This window comes from Pseudomonas koreensis (genome assembly GCF_036668835.1).
In the GTDB taxonomy this organism is placed as follows: Bacteria; Pseudomonadota; Gammaproteobacteria; order Pseudomonadales; family Pseudomonadaceae; genus Aquipseudomonas; species Aquipseudomonas koreensis_I.
On the sequence record NZ_JAZEVW010000001.1, the window covers coordinates 370,006 to 387,229 of the forward strand.

The 17,224-nt window shown below is 59.7% G+C and carries 12 protein-coding genes; 8 read left to right on the forward strand and 4 right to left on the reverse strand.

The features are described from left to right. Positions 1–59: 59 nt before the first annotated feature. The gene (locus V6F91_RS01535; protein ID WP_093103228.1) at positions 60–773 is read right to left on the reverse strand and encodes a UTRA domain-containing protein; all 714 of its coding nucleotides are present in this window, start codon (positions 771–773) and stop codon (positions 60–62) included. 351 nt (positions 774–1,124) lie between these two features. Between V6F91_RS01535 and V6F91_RS01540 the strand changes: the two genes are divergently transcribed. The 6 genes from V6F91_RS01540 (at position 1,125) to V6F91_RS01565 (ending at position 6,555) form a co-directional block, all read left to right on the forward strand. Further along, positions 1,125–2,192 carry an ABC transporter substrate-binding protein gene (locus tag V6F91_RS01540; RefSeq protein ID WP_332761825.1) on the forward strand — a complete coding sequence of 356 codons (1,068 nt, stop codon included), beginning with the start codon at positions 1,125–1,127 and terminating at the stop codon, positions 2,190–2,192. Between the two features lie 176 nt (positions 2,193–2,368). Continuing rightward, positions 2,369–3,175 carry an alkaline phosphatase family protein gene (locus V6F91_RS01545; protein WP_332761827.1) on the forward strand — a complete coding sequence of 269 codons (807 nt, stop codon included), beginning with the start codon at positions 2,369–2,371 and terminating at the stop codon, positions 3,173–3,175. Between the two features lie 5 nt (positions 3,176–3,180). Continuing rightward, on the forward strand, positions 3,181–4,017 hold the full coding sequence (locus V6F91_RS01550; protein ID WP_208941129.1) for an ABC transporter permease: 837 nt from the start codon (positions 3,181–3,183) through the stop codon (positions 4,015–4,017). After that, positions 4,004–4,804 (forward strand): ABC transporter permease, encoded by an 801-nt coding sequence (locus tag V6F91_RS01555; RefSeq protein ID WP_208938153.1) that lies wholly within the window; start codon positions 4,004–4,006, stop codon positions 4,802–4,804. Before V6F91_RS01550 ends, V6F91_RS01555 begins: the two co-directional genes overlap by 14 nt. After that, positions 4,801–5,790: an ABC transporter ATP-binding protein gene (locus tag V6F91_RS01560; protein ID WP_332761830.1), complete on the forward strand. Its 990-nt coding sequence runs from the start codon at positions 4,801–4,803 to the stop codon at positions 5,788–5,790. The genes V6F91_RS01555 and V6F91_RS01560 overlap by 4 nt, the downstream gene beginning before the upstream one ends. 111 nt (positions 5,791–5,901) lie before the next feature. Continuing rightward, positions 5,902–6,555, forward strand: coding sequence for an HAD family hydrolase (locus tag V6F91_RS01565; protein WP_332761832.1), 654 nt, complete (start codon positions 5,902–5,904; stop codon positions 6,553–6,555). Between the two features lie 113 nt (positions 6,556–6,668). On the opposite strand, the gene V6F91_RS01570 is transcribed toward V6F91_RS01565, so the two are convergent. Further along, positions 6,669–7,631, reverse strand: coding sequence for a zinc-binding dehydrogenase (locus V6F91_RS01570; RefSeq protein WP_332761833.1), 963 nt, complete (start codon positions 7,629–7,631; stop codon positions 6,669–6,671). Positions 7,632–7,769: 138 nt separating this feature from the next. On the opposite strand from V6F91_RS01570, the gene V6F91_RS01575 reads away from it, so the two are divergent. Together V6F91_RS01575 and V6F91_RS01580 are read left to right on the forward strand one after the other, a co-directional pair. After that, positions 7,770–9,854, forward strand: a complete 2,085-nt coding sequence (locus V6F91_RS01575; protein ID WP_332761834.1) for a carboxy terminal-processing peptidase — start codon at positions 7,770–7,772, stop codon at positions 9,852–9,854. A 131-nt stretch (positions 9,855–9,985) separates the two neighbouring features. Next, positions 9,986–11,770: a bifunctional diguanylate cyclase/phosphodiesterase gene (locus V6F91_RS01580; protein ID WP_332761836.1), complete on the forward strand. Its 1,785-nt coding sequence runs from the start codon at positions 9,986–9,988 to the stop codon at positions 11,768–11,770. A gap of 109 nt (positions 11,771–11,879) precedes the next feature. Here V6F91_RS01580 and V6F91_RS01585 read toward each other — a convergent pair whose 3' ends face one another. Both V6F91_RS01585 and V6F91_RS01590 read right to left on the reverse strand, forming a co-directional pair. Continuing rightward, on the reverse strand, positions 11,880–12,296 hold the full coding sequence (locus V6F91_RS01585; protein WP_332761838.1) for a hypothetical protein: 417 nt from the start codon (positions 12,294–12,296) through the stop codon (positions 11,880–11,882). Between the two features lie 10 nt (positions 12,297–12,306). Continuing rightward, a complete protein-coding gene (locus V6F91_RS01590; protein WP_332761840.1) occupies positions 12,307–17,031 on the reverse strand; it encodes an RHS repeat-associated core domain-containing protein in 4,725 nt (1,574 codons plus the stop codon). Positions 17,032–17,224 lie beyond the last annotated feature (193 nt).

Consider the following 17,224-nt stretch of genomic DNA (forward strand, 5'->3'; position numbering starts at 1 on the left):
AAGCAACGGATATGCCCCCAAAACAACCAGAACCTGGTCGGCCCACAGGCCGCCAAGGATCAAACCACATCAACCCCAACGTGAATCGCATCATGGCGCCAAAACTCCAGATCACAATCAATCAACCGCTCATGCTGATCATAATTGACCCGGGCAATCCGCAACCCCGGACTCCCCACCGACACCCTTAAAGCGGCCGCCGCATCCACCGACAATGACGTCGGCACAATCTCAAAACGCACCCGCCCATAATGCAAATCAAAATGCCGCGCATACAACTCGGTCATCGACTGATTCAGATCGAACTCCAGAATCCCCGGAAAAAACTGCGGGTTCAAATAGTGCTCCACATACAACACCAACCGCCCGTCAATGCGCCGCGACCGGCAAATCTGAATCACGCTCGACAGCGCCGGCAACTGCAGCCACGCACACACCGCCGCCGACGCCGGCTGCAAACGCGCCGAAATCACCTCGGTCGACGCCACCCGCCCCTGCGCACTGACCATCGCGTGAAAGTGACTGCGCTGCATCAGGTTGTACGCCAGACGCGGCGGCGACACGAACCAGCCACGGCGCTCCTCGCGATATATCTGCCCCTGCGCCTCCAGTTGCAACAACGCCTCGCGCACGGTAATTCGCGTGGTGCCGAACAACTCGCTGAGCTTGCGCTCGGCCGGCAACTTGCTGCCTGCCGCCAGCAAGCCGTGATCGAGCTGCTCCTGCAACACCTGGCCAATCGCTGTCACCGCTTTTGTTGCCTCATCACGCATCAACGTTACCTATCTGGACTAGACCAGCACTGTTTCGGGGCAAAAGCGCACGGCCAACGAGCCGTTTGCGGATGTTGCAAGCCTAGGCAGTGCAGATGACCGGCAGATGACAAAACTGCCCAGCGGTCGTGCTCACGACTTGCAATACATCGGCCAAGTCCCTTGCGTACCGGGCCTTCGGGGTTGGTCTACGCTTAGCGAGCACCTGCCCACACCGGGCACAGAAAAGGCCGGACCAACCGCCGTCGACATTAAAGTGTCATCCAGTCCGCTTAAATTGGCTCAGGTATTGCTGACCTAGACCAACACAAACCGCAATCGCAGCGTTGAACACGACCAAGGAGCTTCGGAATGAAACAGCTTTTCCTGGCAACACTGTTAGGCTCGACCATTGCACTGTGCACCTCCGCCATGGCGGCCGGCACCGATCTGAAAACCCTCGAAGCCGCTGCCAAAGCGGAAGGCGCCGTCAACAGCGTCGGCATGCCCGATGACTGGGCCAACTGGAAAGGCACCTGGGAAGACCTGGCCAAGACATATGGCCTGAAACACATCGACACCGACATGAGCTCGGCGCAGGAAATCGCCAAGTTCGCCGCCGAGAAAGACAACGCCACCGCCGACATCGGCGACGTCGGCGCGGCCTTCGGCCCGATCGCGGTCAAGCAGGGCGTGGTGCAACCATACAAGCCAAGCACCTGGGATCAGGTACCGGACTGGGCCAAGGACAAGGACGGCAACTGGGCGCTGGCCTACACCGGCACCATCGCCTTCATCGTCAACAAGAAGCTGCTGCACGGCTCCGACGTGCCGACCAAATGGGCTGACCTGAAAAGCGGCAAATACAAGGTCTCCATCGGTGACGTGAGCACCGCCGCCCAAGCCGCCAACGGCGTGCTCGCCGCTGCACTGGCCAACGGTGGCGACGAGAAGAACATCAAGCCGGCCCTGCTGCTGTTCGCTGACATCGCCAAACAGGGTCGCCTGTCGATGGCCAACCCGACCATCGCCACCATGGAAAAAGGCGAGATCGAAGTCGGGGTGGTCTGGGACTTCAACGGCCTGAGCTACAAAGCCAAGATGGCCAACCCGGATGATTACGTGGTGCTGATCCCGTCCGACGGTTCGGTGATTTCCGGCTACACCACGATCATCAACAAGTACGCGAAAAACCCCAACGCCGCCAAGCTGACCCGCGAATACATCTTCAGCGACGCCGGCCAGACCAACCTCGCCCGCGGCAATGCCCGTCCGATCCGTGCCGAACACCTGCAACTGCCGGAAGACGTCAAAGCCAAACTGCTGCCGAACGAGCAGTACAAGAAGGTCACCCCGATCAAGGACGCCGATGCCTGGGAAAAGACCTCCAAATCCTTGCCGCAGCAGTGGAACGAAGAAGTCATCGTAGAGATGAAGTGATGGCTTGACCCACTGCTTGATCCGACAAAGATCCCTGTGGGAGCGAGCTTGCTCGCGAATGCGGTTATTCATTCAACATTGATGTTGGCTGATCTGACGCCTTCGCGAGCAAGCTCGCTCCCACAAGGGATTGAGTTGATTTCGGAATATTTGACTTTCGCGGAGTTCTTGCCCCTATGAAGCACAACGTCATCCTTGTCGTGCTCGATGGCCTCAATTACGAGGTCGCGCATCACGCCATGGGGCATCTGCAGGCTTATGTTGGCGCAGGACGCGCCGCGCTCTATCGACTGGAGTGCGAACTGCCGGCCCTGTCCCGACCGCTTTATGAATGCATTCTCACCGGCGTGCCGCCGATCGACAGCGGCATCGTCCACAACAACGTCTCACGCCTGTCCACTCAGCGCAGCGTTTATCACTATGCACGCGATGCCGGTCTGAAAACCGCTGCGGCGGCCTATCACTGGGTCAGCGAACTGTACAACCGTTCGCCATTCGTGGCGGCCCGTGACCGGCACACTGACGATCCGTCGTTGCCGATCCAGCATGGGCATTTCTACTGGAACGACCACTACCCGGATTCGCACCTGTTCGCCGACGCGGAAAACCTGCGCCTGCGCCACGCGCCGAATTTCCTGCTCGTACACCCGATGAACATCGACGACGCCGGGCACAAGCACGGCCTCGACAGCTCGCAATACCGCAACAGCGCCCGCTCGGTCGACATTGTCCTCGCCGATTACCTGCAAGCCTGGCTCGACGCCGGCTATCACGTGCTGGTGACCGCCGACCACGGCATGAACAACGATCGCTCGCACAACGGCCTGCTGCCGGAAGAACGCCAGGTGCCGCTGTTCGTCCTCGGCGATGCCTTCAGCCTGAACGCGAACGCTGCGCCCAGACAGACCGACATCTGCGGCACCGTCTGCGAGTTGCTCGGCGTGCCCCACGATAAACCTGTGTGCCGGGAGCTGCTCAAGTGAACGCCATGACTCGCGGCAAATGGCTGGCGGCGCTGTGTCTGGTGCCGTTCGCGCTGTTCTTCATCGTCTTCGAAATCGCCCCGCTTGTCTGGGTGATGATCAACAGCCTGCAATCGGAAGAATCCGGTTGGGGCCTGGCCAACTTCAGCAAAATCTTCGGATCGAAGTTCTATCGGCAGGCAATCCAGTACAGCCTTGAAATCAGCTTCTGGTCGAGCGTGTTCGGCATCCTGATCGCCGTCCTCGGTGCGTATTCGCTGCGTCGGGTCGACTCCAAACTGCGCAACTTCGTCAACGCCTTCGCCAACATGACCAGCAACTTCGCCGGCGTGCCGCTGGCGTTCGCGTTCATCATCCTGCTCGGTTTCAACGGCAGCATCACGATCATGTTGAAACAATCCGGGATCATTCAGGACTTCAACCTGTACTCGAAAACCGGCCTGATCATTCTCTACACCTACTTCCAGATTCCCCTCGGCGTGCTGCTGCTCTACCCGGCCTTTGACGCGCTGCGTGAAGACTGGCGCGAATCCGCCGCGCTGCTGGGTGCCAATGGCTGGCAGTTCTGGCGGCACATCGGTTTGCCGGTGCTGACGCCAGCGCTGCTCGGCACCTTCGTGATCCTGTTGGCCAATGCCCTCGGCGCGTATGCCACGGTGTATGCGTTGACCACCGGCAACTTCAACGTGCTGCCGATCCGCATCGCCGCAATGGTTTCCGGGGACATCTCGCTCGACCCGAATCTGGCCAGTGCGCTGGCCGTGGTGCTGGTGGCGCTGATGACCATCGTCACCGTCGTGCATCAACTGCTGTTGAAGAGGAGCTACCATGTCTCGCGCTGAATCCGGCCCGGCCGGCCTCTACCACCGCGTCGTGGTGTACCTGTTGTTTGCGATCCTCTTGCTACCACTGGCCGGCACACTGGTGTACTCGATCGCCAGCAGTTGGTCGGCGACCATTCTGCCCAGCGGCTTCACCTTCAAGTGGTACATCCAGCTATGGAGCGATCCGCGTTTCCTGCACGCCTTCGGCCAGTCGTTGCTAGTGTGCGTCGGCGCGCTGGTGCTGTCGGTGGTGCTGATCCTGCCGCTGCTGTTCGTGGTGCATTACCACTTCCCGAAACTCGATGCACTGATGAACATCCTGATCCTGCTGCCCTTCGCGGTGCCGCCGGTGGTGTCCTCGGTGGGCCTGTTGCAGCTTTACGGCTCCGGGCCGATGGCGATGGTCGGCACGCCGTGGATTCTCATCGGTTGCTACTTCACCGTGGCGCTGCCGTTCATGTACCGGGCGATCACCAACAACCTGCAAGCGATCAACCTGCGCGACCTGATGGACGCCGCGCAACTGCTCGGCGCCAGCACCTTTCAGGCGGCGTTTCTGGTGGTGCTGCCGAACCTGCGCAAAGGCCTGATGGTGGCGCTGCTGCTGTCGTTCTCGTTCCTGTTCGGTGAGTTCGTCTTCGCCAACATCCTCGTCGGCACCCGCTACGAAACCCTGCAGGTGTACCTGAACAACATGCGCAACAGCAGCGGTCACTTCACCAGTGCGCTGGTCATCTCGTATTTCTTTTTCGTGCTGGTCCTGACCTGGATCGCCAACACCTTGAACAAGGACAAAAGCGAATGAGCTATGTCAGCGTCCAACACCTGCAGAAAAACTACGCGGGCACCACGGTGTTCAGCGACATCAACTGCGAGATCAACAAGGGTGAGTTCGTGACCCTTCTCGGCCCGTCCGGTTGCGGCAAGTCGACCCTGTTGCGCTGCATCGCCGGGCTGACGCCGGTAGATGGCGGGCAGATCCTTCTCGACGGCGTCGACCTCGTGCCGTTGAGCCCGCAGAAACGCGGCATCGGCATGGTGTTCCAGAGCTATGCGCTGTTTCCCAACATGACCGTCGAGCAGAACGTTGCCTTCGGTTTGCGCATGCAGAAGGTCAATAGCGACGACAGCCATAAACGTGTTTCCGAGGTGTTGAAACTGGTTGAACTGCACGACTTCGCCAGCCGCTACCCGCATCAACTGTCCGGCGGCCAATGCCAGCGCGTCGCCCTCGCCCGCTCGTTGGTCACCCGCCCGCGTTTGCTCCTGCTCGATGAGCCGCTGTCGGCCCTCGACGCACGGATACGCAAACACCTGCGCGAACAGATCCGGCAGATCCAGCGCGAACTCGGCCTGACCACGATTTTCGTCACCCACGATCAGGAAGAAGCGCTGACCATGTCGGATCGAATCTTCCTGATGAATCAGGGCAGGATCGTCCAGAGCGGCGACGCCGAAACCCTCTACACTGCCCCGGTCGATGTATTCGCCGCCGGCTTCATCGGCAATTACAACCTGCTCGATGCCGAGGCCGCGTCGAAGCTGCTGCAACGGCCGATCCACCACCGCATCGCGATTCGTCCGGAAGCCATCGAACTGAGCCTCAACGGCGAACCCGACGCGCAGATCCGCAGCCATAGCCTGCTGGGCAATGTCATTCGCTATCGTGTCGAAGCGCGCGGCGTGGAATTGGTGGTGGATGTACTCAACCGCTCGGCTGCGGATTTGCTTCCCGATGGTCAGCGACTGGCACTTTCCATCGATCCGACGGCTCTGTGTGAAGTAGCTTAGGAGCAGCTGCAAGCTTCGAGCTGCAAGCTTCAAGCTGTAGACTGCGGTGTATCTGATTTTAATTCTTGCAGCTCGAAGCTTGTAGCTTGCAGCTGTTCTCGGAGAGAACCGATGGCATTGGCAATTTTTGATCTGGACGAAACGTTGATTCACGGCGACTGCTCCTCGCTCTGGAGCGAGCAAATGGTCCGCCTCGGCTGGGTCGATGGCGAGTCGTTCATGCAGCGCGACAAGGAATTGATGGACGCCTACGGCCGCGGCCACCTGGCGATGGAGGACTACATGGCCTTCAGCCTTGAACCACTGATCGGCCGCACGCCGGCAGAAATCGAGCATTTGGTGGGCCCGTGGGTAGAAGATTTCATCGAACCGATCATCTTCAGCGACGCCACCAAAACCATCGCCGCGCACCGCAAGGCCGGCGATCGGATTCTGGTGATTTCGGCGTCGGGTACGCACCTGGTCAAGCCGATCGCCGAACGGTTGGGCATCGATGAGGTGCTGGCCATCGAACTGGACGTCGCCCACGGCGTTTACAGTGGCAAGACCGTTGGCACCCTGACCTATCGCGAAGGCAAGATCACGCGTTTGCTGGAATGGCTGGATGCCGAGGAAGAGAATCTCGAAGGCGCGAGTTTTTACTCCGACTCGCGCAATGATCTGCCGTTGTTGCTGAAAGTGGATTTTCCGCATGTGGTCAACCCGGACCCGGTGCTGCTCGAACACGCAGAGAAATCCGGCTGGCCGATCCATCTGTGGAAATAAACCGATCCCTGTAGCAGTGAGCCTGCTCGCGATTGCGCTCTATCTGCCAACTGTGATGGTGACTGACACGGTGCTATCGCGAGCAGGCTCACGCCTACAGGAGGGCTGTATTGTCAGCTCAATTGCTCATCAATCACCAACACCAACTTCCCCGCCACCGTATTACTCGCCAGCTCGGCAAACGCCGCCTCAGCATCCTTCACCGCAAACGCCTTGGCCAATTGCGGACGCAACCGCCCTTCAGCAAACAACGGCCACACCTGCTGGCCGAGATCGCTGAGCAGATCCGCCTTGAACTGATCACTGCGACTGCGCAACGTCGAGCCGAGCAGTTGCACGCGCTTGGCCAGCACCTGCGCCAGATCCAGTTTCGCCTCACGGCCGCCCATCAGACCGATCAGCACCCAGCGCCCGTCCAGCGCCACCAGCTGCAGATTCAGCGCCGAATAGTTACCGCCGACCGGATCGAGGATCACATCGAACGGACCTAAATCGCGCAGGCTTTGCAGGTCGTCAGTGCGCAGCACACCGCCCTGCGCGCCCAGCGACTCGCAGTAATTCAGACGTTCGGCAGAGCCGACGCTGACCCAGCACGGGTTACCAAACGCCTTGCACAACTGAATGGCGGCTGAACCGATTCCACTGGCACCGGCATGCAGGAGAACTTTCTCACCGGGCTTGAGCGCCGCAAGCTGAAATACATTCAGCCAGACTGTTGCATAAACCTCGGGCAATGCGGCGGCTTCGATCAGCGAAACGCCTTCGGGAACCGGCAGCACGTGCCGTCCATCGACAACCACCTCTTCCGCCATGCCGCCCCCGGCCAGCAAGGCGCACACCCGATCGCCAACCTGCCACGCGCTGCCCGCGCCGACCTCGCTGATGACCCCGGAACACTCTAGACCGAGCACTTGGCTGGCACCCGGCGGAGGCGGATACAGCCCCGCTTTCTGTAATAAATCGGCGCGATTGAGGCCGGCTGCCGCCACTCGAATACGGACTTGTCCTACATCGCACGTAGGACTCGGCTCTTCAACCCATGCCACTTGACCGTCAACGCCTTGCAATGCCTTCACAGTGCCTCCATAGTGAGTCTGGACTGAGCCCGAAGCTGTAGCGCCGGGCTTTTTGCATTATGCGACCGGCTCTCGTAGAACCGGCGACTTCAAAGACGGCCTAATATGCGTTATCAATTGTCCCCGCGTCGAATCAGCATGAAGCATCTGCTCCCCAGCACCGCCCTCGCTCTTTTTATCGGTATCGGTCTGTTGCCGGTGTCGGGCACTACATTCGCAGCCAACAGCTGGGACAAGTTGCAGCCTGATCGCGATGAAGTCATCGCCAGCCTGAATGTCGTCGAGTTGCTCAAGCGTCACCACTACAGCAAACCGCCGCTCGACGATGCGCGTTCGGTGATCATCTACGACAGCTACCTCAAGCTGCTGGATCCGTCGCGCAGTTATTTCATGTCCAGCGACATCGCCGAATTCGACAAGTGGAAGACCCAGTTCGACGACTTCCTCAAGAGCGGCGACCTCAACGCCGGGTTCACCATCTACAAGCGCTATCTGGACCGCGTCAAGGCGCGTCTGGACTTCGCCCTTGCCGAGCTGAACAAAGGCGTCGACAAGATGGACTTCACCACCAAAGAGACCTTGCTGATCGATCGCAAGGACGCCCCTTGGCTCAAGTCCACCGCTGAACTCGACGACCTCTGGCGCAAACGCGTCAAGGACGAAGTGCTGCGGATGAAGATCGCCGGCAAAGAGCCCAAGCAGATCCAGGAAACCCTGACCAAGCGCTACAAGAACCAGCTGGCGCGCCTGGACCAGACCCGTCCGGAAGACATCTTCCAGGCGTACATCAACACCTTCGCCATGTCCTATGATCCGCACACCAACTATCTGTCGCCGGATAACGCGGAGAACTTCGACATCAACATGAGCCTGTCCCTCGAGGGCATCGGTGCCGTGTTGCAGAGCGACAACGATCAGGTGAAAGTCGTGCGTCTGGTGCCGGCAGGCCCGGCTGACAAGACCAAACAAGTGGCCCCGGCCGACAAGATCATCGGCGTTGCCCAGGGCAACAAAGAGATGGTCGACGTGGTCGGATGGCGTCTGGACGAAGTGGTCAAGCTGATCCGTGGGCCGAAAGGCACCGTGGTGCGTCTGGAAGTGATTCCGGCGAGCAATGCGCCGAACGACCAGACCACCAAGATCGTGCCGATCACCCGTGAAGCGGTGAAGCTCGAAGACCAGGCCGTGAAGAAGTCGGTGCTGAACCTGAAACAGGACGGCAAGGACTACAAGCTCGGCGTGATCGAGATTCCGGCCTTCTACCTCGACTTCAAGGCGTTCCGTGCCGGTGATCCGGATTACAAGAGCACCACGCGCGACGTGAAGAAGCTGCTGACCGAACTGCAGAAGGACAAAGTCGACGGCGTGGTCATCGACCTGCGCAACAACGGCGGCGGTTCCCTGCAGGAAGCCACCGAGCTGACCAGCCTGTTCATCGACAAGGGCCCGACCGTACTGGTACGTAATGCCGATGGCCGCGTCGACGTGCTGGAAGACGAGAACCCGGGCGCGTTCTACAAAGGCCCGATGGCGTTGCTGGTCAACCGCTTGTCCGCCTCGGCGTCGGAGATCTTCGCCGGCGCCATGCAGGACTACCACCGTGCGCTGATCATCGGCGGCCAGACCTTCGGTAAAGGCACTGTGCAGACCATTCAGCCGCTGAACCACGGCGAACTGAAACTGACCCTGGCCAAGTTCTACCGGGTCTCCGGGCAGAGCACCCAGCACCAGGGCGTGCTGCCGGACATCGACTACCCGTCGCTGATCGATACCAAGGAAATCGGTGAGAGCGCACTGCCGGAAGCCATGCCGTGGGACACCATCCGCGCGGCAATCAAACCGGCGGCCGATCCGTTCAAACCGTACCTGGCTCAGCTCAAGTCCGAACATGACACGCGCACCGCCAAGGATGCCGAGTTCGTGTTCATCCGTGACAAGCTGGCGCTGGCGCAGAAACTGATGGAAGAAAAAACCGTCAGCCTCAACGAAGCCGAGCGTCGTGCCCAGCACGCCGACATCGACGCCAAGCAACTGACGATGGAGAACCTGCGTCGCAAGGCCAAAGGCGAAGAACCGCTTAAAGAGCTGAAGAAAGAAGACGATGACGCACTGGCGGCAGCCGATCCGGACAAAGTCAAACCGGAAGACGATGCCTACCTCAGCGAAACCGGGCGCGTATTGCTCGATTACCTGAAGCTGAGCAATCAGGTGGCCAAGAAGTAAGTGATGGCAAATTAATGCTGACGATCCCCGGATCGTCATCAAACAGTCATCATTCTGTCGTGCAATAAAGGGCCGGGAGTTACTCTGAACCAAGAGTGCTCCCGGTCCTTTTTTTATCGCCAGAGACTGCCATGACCACGACCGAACAGCTGAGCGCGTTGAGCTCGATCCTGACTCAAAGCGGATTGCACAGCCTGTTCCAGCCGATCATCAGTCTCTCCGAGCGACGCATCCTCGGTTACGAAGCGCTGACGCGCGGCCCATCCAACAGCCCTCTGCACTCACCGATCGCCCTGTTCGCCGTGGCGCGTCAGGCCGGGCGCCTGAGCGAACTCGAGATCGCTTGTCGAGAATCCGCCTGCCGGCGTTTCAACGAGCAGAAGCTTCCGGGCAAACTGTTTCTCAACGTCTCACCGGAATCTCTGCTCGAAGCGGCGCATCAACCCGGACGAACTTTGCAGCTCCTGCAGGACTTCGGCATTCCGCCCAGTCAGGTGGTTATCGAACTGACCGAGCAGACGCCGATCGACGATTTCCAGTTGTTGCAAACCGCCCTGCATCATTACCGGGCGATGGGTTTTTCCATTGCGCTGGATGACCTTGGCGCCGGGTATTCGAGCCTGCGCCTTTGGTCTGAGCTGCGCCCGGATTACGTGAAGATCGACCGGCATTTCATCGATGGCATTCATCAGGATGCGTTGAAGCGCGAGTTCGTCGGCTCGATCCTGCAAATCGCCAAAGCCTCGCGGGCACAAGTGATCGCCGAAGGCATCGAACTGCCGGAAGAACTCGCCGTACTCACTGAAATGGGTGTCGATCTGGTGCAGGGCTATCTGCTCGGTCGCCCCCAGGAACAGCCATCGCGCGACTCCCGCGCCTTGATGCCGAAACACGACAGCAGCGCCGTAGCGCTGAACGACGAAGGCAGCGACCTGAGCGCCCTGCTCAACGAGCAACCGGCGGTGCATCGCGATACACCCACCGCAACCGTGCTCGAAGCGTTCCGCCGCCAGGCCAACCTCAACTCGCTGGCGGTGCTCGACGAACAGGGCCAACCGGCTGGCATTGTTCACCGCCATTCGTTGTCCGACGCACTGCTCAAGCCTTTCGCCACCGACCTGTTCGCACGCAAACCGATCAGCCGCCTGATGAGCGACGACTTCCTCGCCGTGGAAATGAGCCAGTCGCTGCAACAAGTCAGCCGCCTGATCACCAGCCGCGCCCGCCAGCGCATCGAAGAAGACTTCATCATCACCCTCAACGGCAGCTACCTCGGCCTCGGCCGGGTGATCAACGTGCTCAAACTGATCACCGAACTGAAAATCCAGCAGGCCCGCTACGCCAACCCGCTGACTTTGCTGCCCGGCAACGTACCGATTCAGCAGTGCCTGACCCGCTTGCTGCAGCAAGGCCGCGAGTCGATCATCTGCTACGTCGACATCGACAGCTTCAAACCCTTCAACGACATCTACGGCTACGGCCGCGGTGACGAAGTCCTGCTCTGCCTCGCCCAATGCCTCAACGAACGCATCGACCCCACCCGCGACTTCGTCGGCCACATCGGCGGCGACGACTTCCTCCTCGTCCTCGGCCCGGAAGACTGGCGCAAACGCCTCAATCAACTGCTCGACGACTTTCAGAGCCAATGCCGCCGGTTCTATCGGCCTGAACATCTTGAGGCAGGGTGTTTTGTTGCGCCGAATCGTCAGGGTGTGCGGCAGGAGTTTGCGTTGTTGTCGTTATCGATCGGGGTGGTGCACCTTCGCCCGGAAGCCTGTGCGGAACTGGATGCGAGCCAGCTGGCGGAGATGGCTTCGCAGGCGAAGCATCATGCGAAGAATGTTGTGGGGTTTAGTGTGCATTTACTAGACGCTGGCAGCGCACCTATCCCTCAATTGCCAATATTGATTAGCTAAACGACTAAAACTTTTTGGAAGCGGGCTTCTCGCAAACCGTCCTCCCAATTCTATTTTTGATAATGAAACGGCGCACCAGCATCACGCATCACGCATCACGCATCACGCATCACCAAGATAATTGATCTTCAAGACTGGCGTGGTGTAAATCCTGCTCCCAGACTTCACTAGCCACCCGATAAACATCCTCAAAAAAAAGACGAGCATCCTCCACTTCGCCCTCGCTCCACACCATGGTTATGCACTCATCATAATCACTTTCAAATAGCGCAGAGAAATCATAACTCTGATCCGCCAGAGCATTTCTCAACACTTCGAGCAAGGCGTATTTGTGTCTATAGCCAAGATAGTCAAGACTAGGAATTAAAAACTTTTCAATTACCTCCTTCCGTTCCCCCGGGGCATTCGGGTCGTACTGCAGATATAGTTCCCCCTCTTCCTCTCTATCATAAATTTCGAGTGCCCCCAGAAAATAGGAAACTTTTGGCTCCCAAGAAAGGGCTACATTTTCAAATGGTGACTTCACAATTATCTTCCTACCTGGTGAAAGCCGTGAATGGACGTTTGACATCGTTTCTACGAAACCTTATTTCTGCCTCATTCATCACTTCAATATATTTCGGATTAGCAGGATCTTTGCTATTCGGTTTATATCCTCTCCCTACTCCGGGAATTTGTACGCGGACGTAGGGATTACCTGCCGCGTCATGTCCGGTAGGCTCCGGCACAGCCTTATTCATCTTGGAAAGAGCATAAGCGATAGCCTGATGCTGTAAAGACCAGCTGGTGAATTGTGAACTCGCATTTATGGCTTCCCTTCTACCTTTTTTAGTTGGGTGAGAACCATCAATAGAACGCTGCTTCAGCGCTGCATCAGGGATTTCGGGGCCATGTTTTTCTACCGAGTGCATACGGTATCGCCTCTCCCATGCCAAAACTTCGCGCTTAGCATCTGCCTCAGGCAGCGGCTTAGGCAAAATCGGCGCACGGTTATCAACAGTCGGTAACTGGCAGTTCTTTTCAGCTTTATTCGGCGGTGGACAATTGGAACTCAACCCCAACGGATCCACCCACCCTGTCGGATTCGGCACGTACTGGTACTGATTCAACCCACCCGCCAGCTTCACCGGATCGGGCGTCAGATACCGCCCAAGCCGCGGGTCGTAATACCGGTGCCGGTTGTAGTGCAATCCGCTTTCGGCATCGAAGTACTGCCCCTGAAAGCGCAGCGGCTGGTTCAGGTAATCGTCGCCGGCGAGGGTCAGTGCGGCGGTTTTGCCGTAGGCGTCGTATTGGGCGGACCAGACGATGTCGCCGCCGTAGTCGGTGAGTTCTTGCGGGGTGCCGAGGTGGTCGAGTTGGTAGTAAAACGGACAGGCTTTTTTCGGGCCTTTGCCGTCGAGCAGTGCCAGAGGGCGGAAGGTGCCCGGTTCGTAGACGTAGCTGCGGTATTCGTTCTGGCTGCTTTCGGCGACGACTTGGTCGCCTTGCCAGAAGAACTCGGTGGTCTGGCCGTCGACGGTTTTGCGGATGCGGCGGCCGAAGGCGTCGTATTGGTAAGTGGCGGTCTGGCCGTCGGGGCGGGTCAGGCCGATCAGGCGGTGCTGGCTGTCGTAGCGGTATTCGGTGACGAGTGTTTGTGCTTTGCCGCGGCGTTCGCGGATCAGGTTGCCGAAGGCGTCGTAGTCGTAATGGCGGTCGCCTTGCATCAGCAGGCGGTTGCCTTTGACCTGGCTCGGGCCGGGGCGGTCCTGCATCAGCAGGTTGCCGGCCGGGTCGTGGGCGAAGGACTCCGGCAGTTCGTCGCGGGAGTGGCGGACGCGGATCAGTCGGTCGAGGGCGTCGTAGCCGTAGGTGCGCTGGCCGTGGCGGCTGTCGGCGATGTGCGCAAGGTTGCCGTTGGCGCTGTAGGCATAATCGCGGCGGTAGAGCGAATCGCGCTGATGGCCTACGGCGTGGGCGAGCAATCTTCCCTGTTCGTCGTAGGCATATTCGCTGAGCAGCAGGCCTTGCTGGCGCTGCACTTCACGGCCGAACTGGTAGACGTGGCGAGTCAGCGGTGTGCCGTTGAGGTCGATCGCGGTCAGCGCGCCGCCCTTGGCGTAGTGATAGTCGAGCTTGCTGTTGTCCGGCAGGCGCAGACGTTTGAGCTGACCGCAGGCGTCGTAGCCATAACGCAGGGTGCCCCAGCCTTGGTGCTCGGTGATCAGCCGATCCTGACGGTCGTATTCGAAGGCCAGCGGGTGATTGTTACCGTCATCGACGGCGATGAGGCGGCCGAGTCGGTCGTAGGAATATTCGACCTTCACCCCATCGGGCAGGGTCTTTATCAGTAGGCGGCCAGCAGCATCGCGCTCATAAGCAGTCAGCAAACATGAGCCGTCATCACCAAACTCGGTCTTCTCCAGCAGATGCCCGTTCAGGTCGTAGGCATACGCGGTCCGGCGTCCATCAAACCCGGTTTCCTGTCGGATCAATCCGCTCGGCGTGTAGTCCAGCCGATACTTTTCCCCGGACTCGTTTTCGATCTCGGTGAGCAGCAGCTGCGCATGGTCATAGCGGTACTGCACCTGCGTGCCGTCGGGATTGATCCGCCGCGAGACCAAGTGCAAGTCATCGTCATACTCGTAACGGGTGATGCGCCCGAGTTCGTCGCGTTCGGCGGTGACCTGGCCGTAGGCGCCGTAGCTGTAGGCGCGGCTGCTGCCGGTAGGAAATGTCGTCTGGATCAGTCGGCCAACGGCGTCCCACTGCTGGCGTGTAACGGCGCCGTGTTCGTCGGCACTCGTAGTTCGCCGCCCCAACGCGTCGTAGGAAAAACGCCGCACGCCGCCGTCGGGCAGGGTTTCTTCGGTCAACTGACCGAGCGGATTCCACACCAGCCGATGCCGGCTGCTGTCCGGGTAGCGGATCGACAGCAGTTGCCCGCGCACGTTGTAGTAGGAATGGGTGACCTGACCGTCAGGGTCGACCGCTTCGGTGACATCGCCCTCGGCGTTGCGCCGGTAGATCCACACCGCATCGCCGCGCGAACGCCGGTAGAGGAAACCGTTGCGATACTCGTAGGACGTTGGCGCGTCGTCCGGGGGAATCAGCGCGATCAGCCGTCCGACTTCGTCGTAGCGGTATTCGGTAACCGCGCCCAGCGGGTCCTGCTCGGCGATCAACCGGCCGGCAGCGTCATAGGCCTTGAGGTGTTCGCCGCCGTCCGCCTCAACCTTGCGCACCAGCCGCGCGCGGTCGTCGTGGACGTAGGTTTCTTCGGTGCCGTCGACGTACTGCACCGCGACGCTGCCGTCGTCGGCCCAGACGTAGCGGGTGTTCATTTGCGAGAACGAGGCCCAATGCCTGACGCAACGTGCAGCCTTGCCGGAGCGTTCCCACTCCCAGAAGAAGCTCGCCCCGCCGGCCAGTTGCCGCTGCAAGATGACATGAGCGTCGTCGTAGTCGTAGCGCTCGCTGTCGCCGACCGCGTTGGTCGCTTCGATCAGATTTTGATAGGCGTCGAAGCCATAACTAACGAGGGTCTGTTCGGTGTGCCAGACAGCCTCACGAAACACCTGATAATCCACGCCGACCAACTGCGCGCGGTCATAGCGCAGCGACAAAGCCCGACCGGCGCCGTTATCCAGCCGCTGCACCCGATCAGCCCGATCGCGCTGCACCGCGAGCCGATTGCCATACACATCACTGATCGCCGTCAGCCGCCCGGCGCGAAAGTGATAAAACCGCGCCGCCTCGCCGGCCAGCGCGAGAATCAGTTCCTCCGGTTCATCGCCAAGAAAAACCGCCGCCCGCGACAAACTGTTATGAATTGCCGGCCGGGTAGCACTGGGCAACGGAAACCGCGTACGCCGGTTTTCATGGTCGACCCAGACAACAAAGTCACCCTCAAACTCCAGCCGATGCGCCAGTGAATGGCTCCAGCCAAACCCCAGGCCAATGTCGATCTCGACGGCGCTCGAGCGATACAAACGGCTGAACTCGAACGGCAGCACACCATCCAGCACCGCATCCGTCAGGGTCAGCAGTTCTTCGCCGGTAACCATCGACACCGGGCAACCATTGGTGCAGGTCAGCGGCACGCAATCGGCGCTGTCGCCGTTGGGGTTTTTGGCCTGGTCGGGGGAGTCGTCGTGCGGTTCGTCTTGCTTCAGCGTGGTGTTGCGCCTGGCGTCCCAACGCAATTGCATCCGGCCTTTTTTCACCCCGGCGGCGATACCGCGAGCGGCGACGCTCTTGTAGCGATCGACGTATTCAATGAAGGTGCTGACGATGGTGAAGATGGCCTTGACCAGACGCTTCACCGCTGCGAGCAATTGCACGGCGCGGTCGGCCAGACGCAGGCTCAGATAGGCAATGCCCGCGCCGCCACTGGCGAATGTCAGGACCACGCCGATCAGCACATCGATGAGCAACTGAACCATCATCATTGATGCGGCTTCGGCAGTTTTGCCGGCGATCTCACTGGGCGGCAGCATCTCCAGCCAAAGGCTGGCCGTACGCAGCAGCAAACACAGCGCCGCTTCGTCACTGACCAGCAACTGCAGCTTTTCCATCAGCTCAGGCGCCGTCGTGGCCAGCGCCATCAATTCGGTTGCGCCGCTGCCCAGTCGCTCAACAAACGCGCCGGGGTCGCGCAAGATATCCGAGAGCAGGCCGATGCTGTCCCAGACACCCTCGATCGCCGCCCAACTGCCGGCCAGCAGGCCGTTGCCGGCTGCCGTCGCCGCGGACCGCGACCATTGCGGCTTGAAACCCTGCCATTCGCTGCGCAGCCAGCCATCCAGTTCGCGGGTCAGGCCGTCGTAGGCTTTGAAAAGATCGTCGAGCTGACCCGGCGTGACCGCGCTGTGCACCTGCACCCGGTAGAACTTGCCCGGCGTGCCTTTGAACGACCCCTTGCCTTGTGCATCAAGGGTCACCGGCGTCGCTTCGCCACCGTCCATGGCGATCACATCGACTTGAATGTTGCCGAGCGCAATGTCGTAAACCGACTCGAACTTGCTCTCGATCTGCATCACCCCGCCCTGCGGACACTGCACGCCCCCTGAGAAAAACTGGTCGTCGGCACTGCTGACGGTGGTGCTGTGTTCGCCGAATCGAATGACCCGCTCCATGCCCATCAGCGATGGCAGGTCCGCCGCATGGCTGACCGAGTCGGCGGTGCGACTGGCCCAATGCTCAAGTTGCTGGCGGTAGAGACTGAGGGTGCCGGGAAAGCTGTCGAGTGCTTGCTCGATGCGGTCGATGGCGTCCATCAGCGCACGCGCAGGTGCGAAGAAGTGGATGGGTTCAGCGGGTCAAACATGAGCGTTCCCTCGCGCAAAAAGTTAGGCGCGGGAACTGTGCGGGGGATCAATCGGGAAAGAAGTCAGGCAAGTAGGCGATACCTGTAGGACTTGTCTGTAATAAATCGCTACCTGATAAACAGATACGCAAAAATGCAAACGT

Excerpts from the sequence above, each read along its gene's own strand:
- V6F91_RS01535 (WP_093103228.1), bottom strand. The coding sequence starts at position 773 with ATGCGTGATGAGGCAACAAAAGCGGTGACAGCGATTGGCCAGGTGTTG.
- V6F91_RS01540 (WP_332761825.1), top strand. The coding sequence starts at position 1,125 with ATGAAACAGCTTTTCCTGGCAACACTGTTAGGCTCGACCATTGCACTG.
- V6F91_RS01545 (WP_332761827.1), top strand. The coding sequence starts at position 2,369 with ATGAAGCACAACGTCATCCTTGTCGTGCTCGATGGCCTCAATTACGAG.
- V6F91_RS01550 (WP_208941129.1), top strand. The coding sequence starts at position 3,181 with ATGACTCGCGGCAAATGGCTGGCGGCGCTGTGTCTGGTGCCGTTCGCG.
- V6F91_RS01555 (WP_208938153.1), top strand. The coding sequence starts at position 4,004 with ATGTCTCGCGCTGAATCCGGCCCGGCCGGCCTCTACCACCGCGTCGTG.
- V6F91_RS01560 (WP_332761830.1), top strand. The coding sequence starts at position 4,801 with ATGAGCTATGTCAGCGTCCAACACCTGCAGAAAAACTACGCGGGCACC.
- V6F91_RS01565 (WP_332761832.1), top strand. The coding sequence starts at position 5,902 with ATGGCATTGGCAATTTTTGATCTGGACGAAACGTTGATTCACGGCGAC.
- V6F91_RS01575 (WP_332761834.1), top strand. The coding sequence starts at position 7,770 with ATGAAGCATCTGCTCCCCAGCACCGCCCTCGCTCTTTTTATCGGTATC.
- V6F91_RS01580 (WP_332761836.1), top strand. The coding sequence starts at position 9,986 with ATGACCACGACCGAACAGCTGAGCGCGTTGAGCTCGATCCTGACTCAA.
- V6F91_RS01590 (WP_332761840.1), bottom strand. The coding sequence starts at position 17,031 with ATGGACGCCATCGACCGCATCGAGCAAGCACTCGACAGCTTTCCCGGC.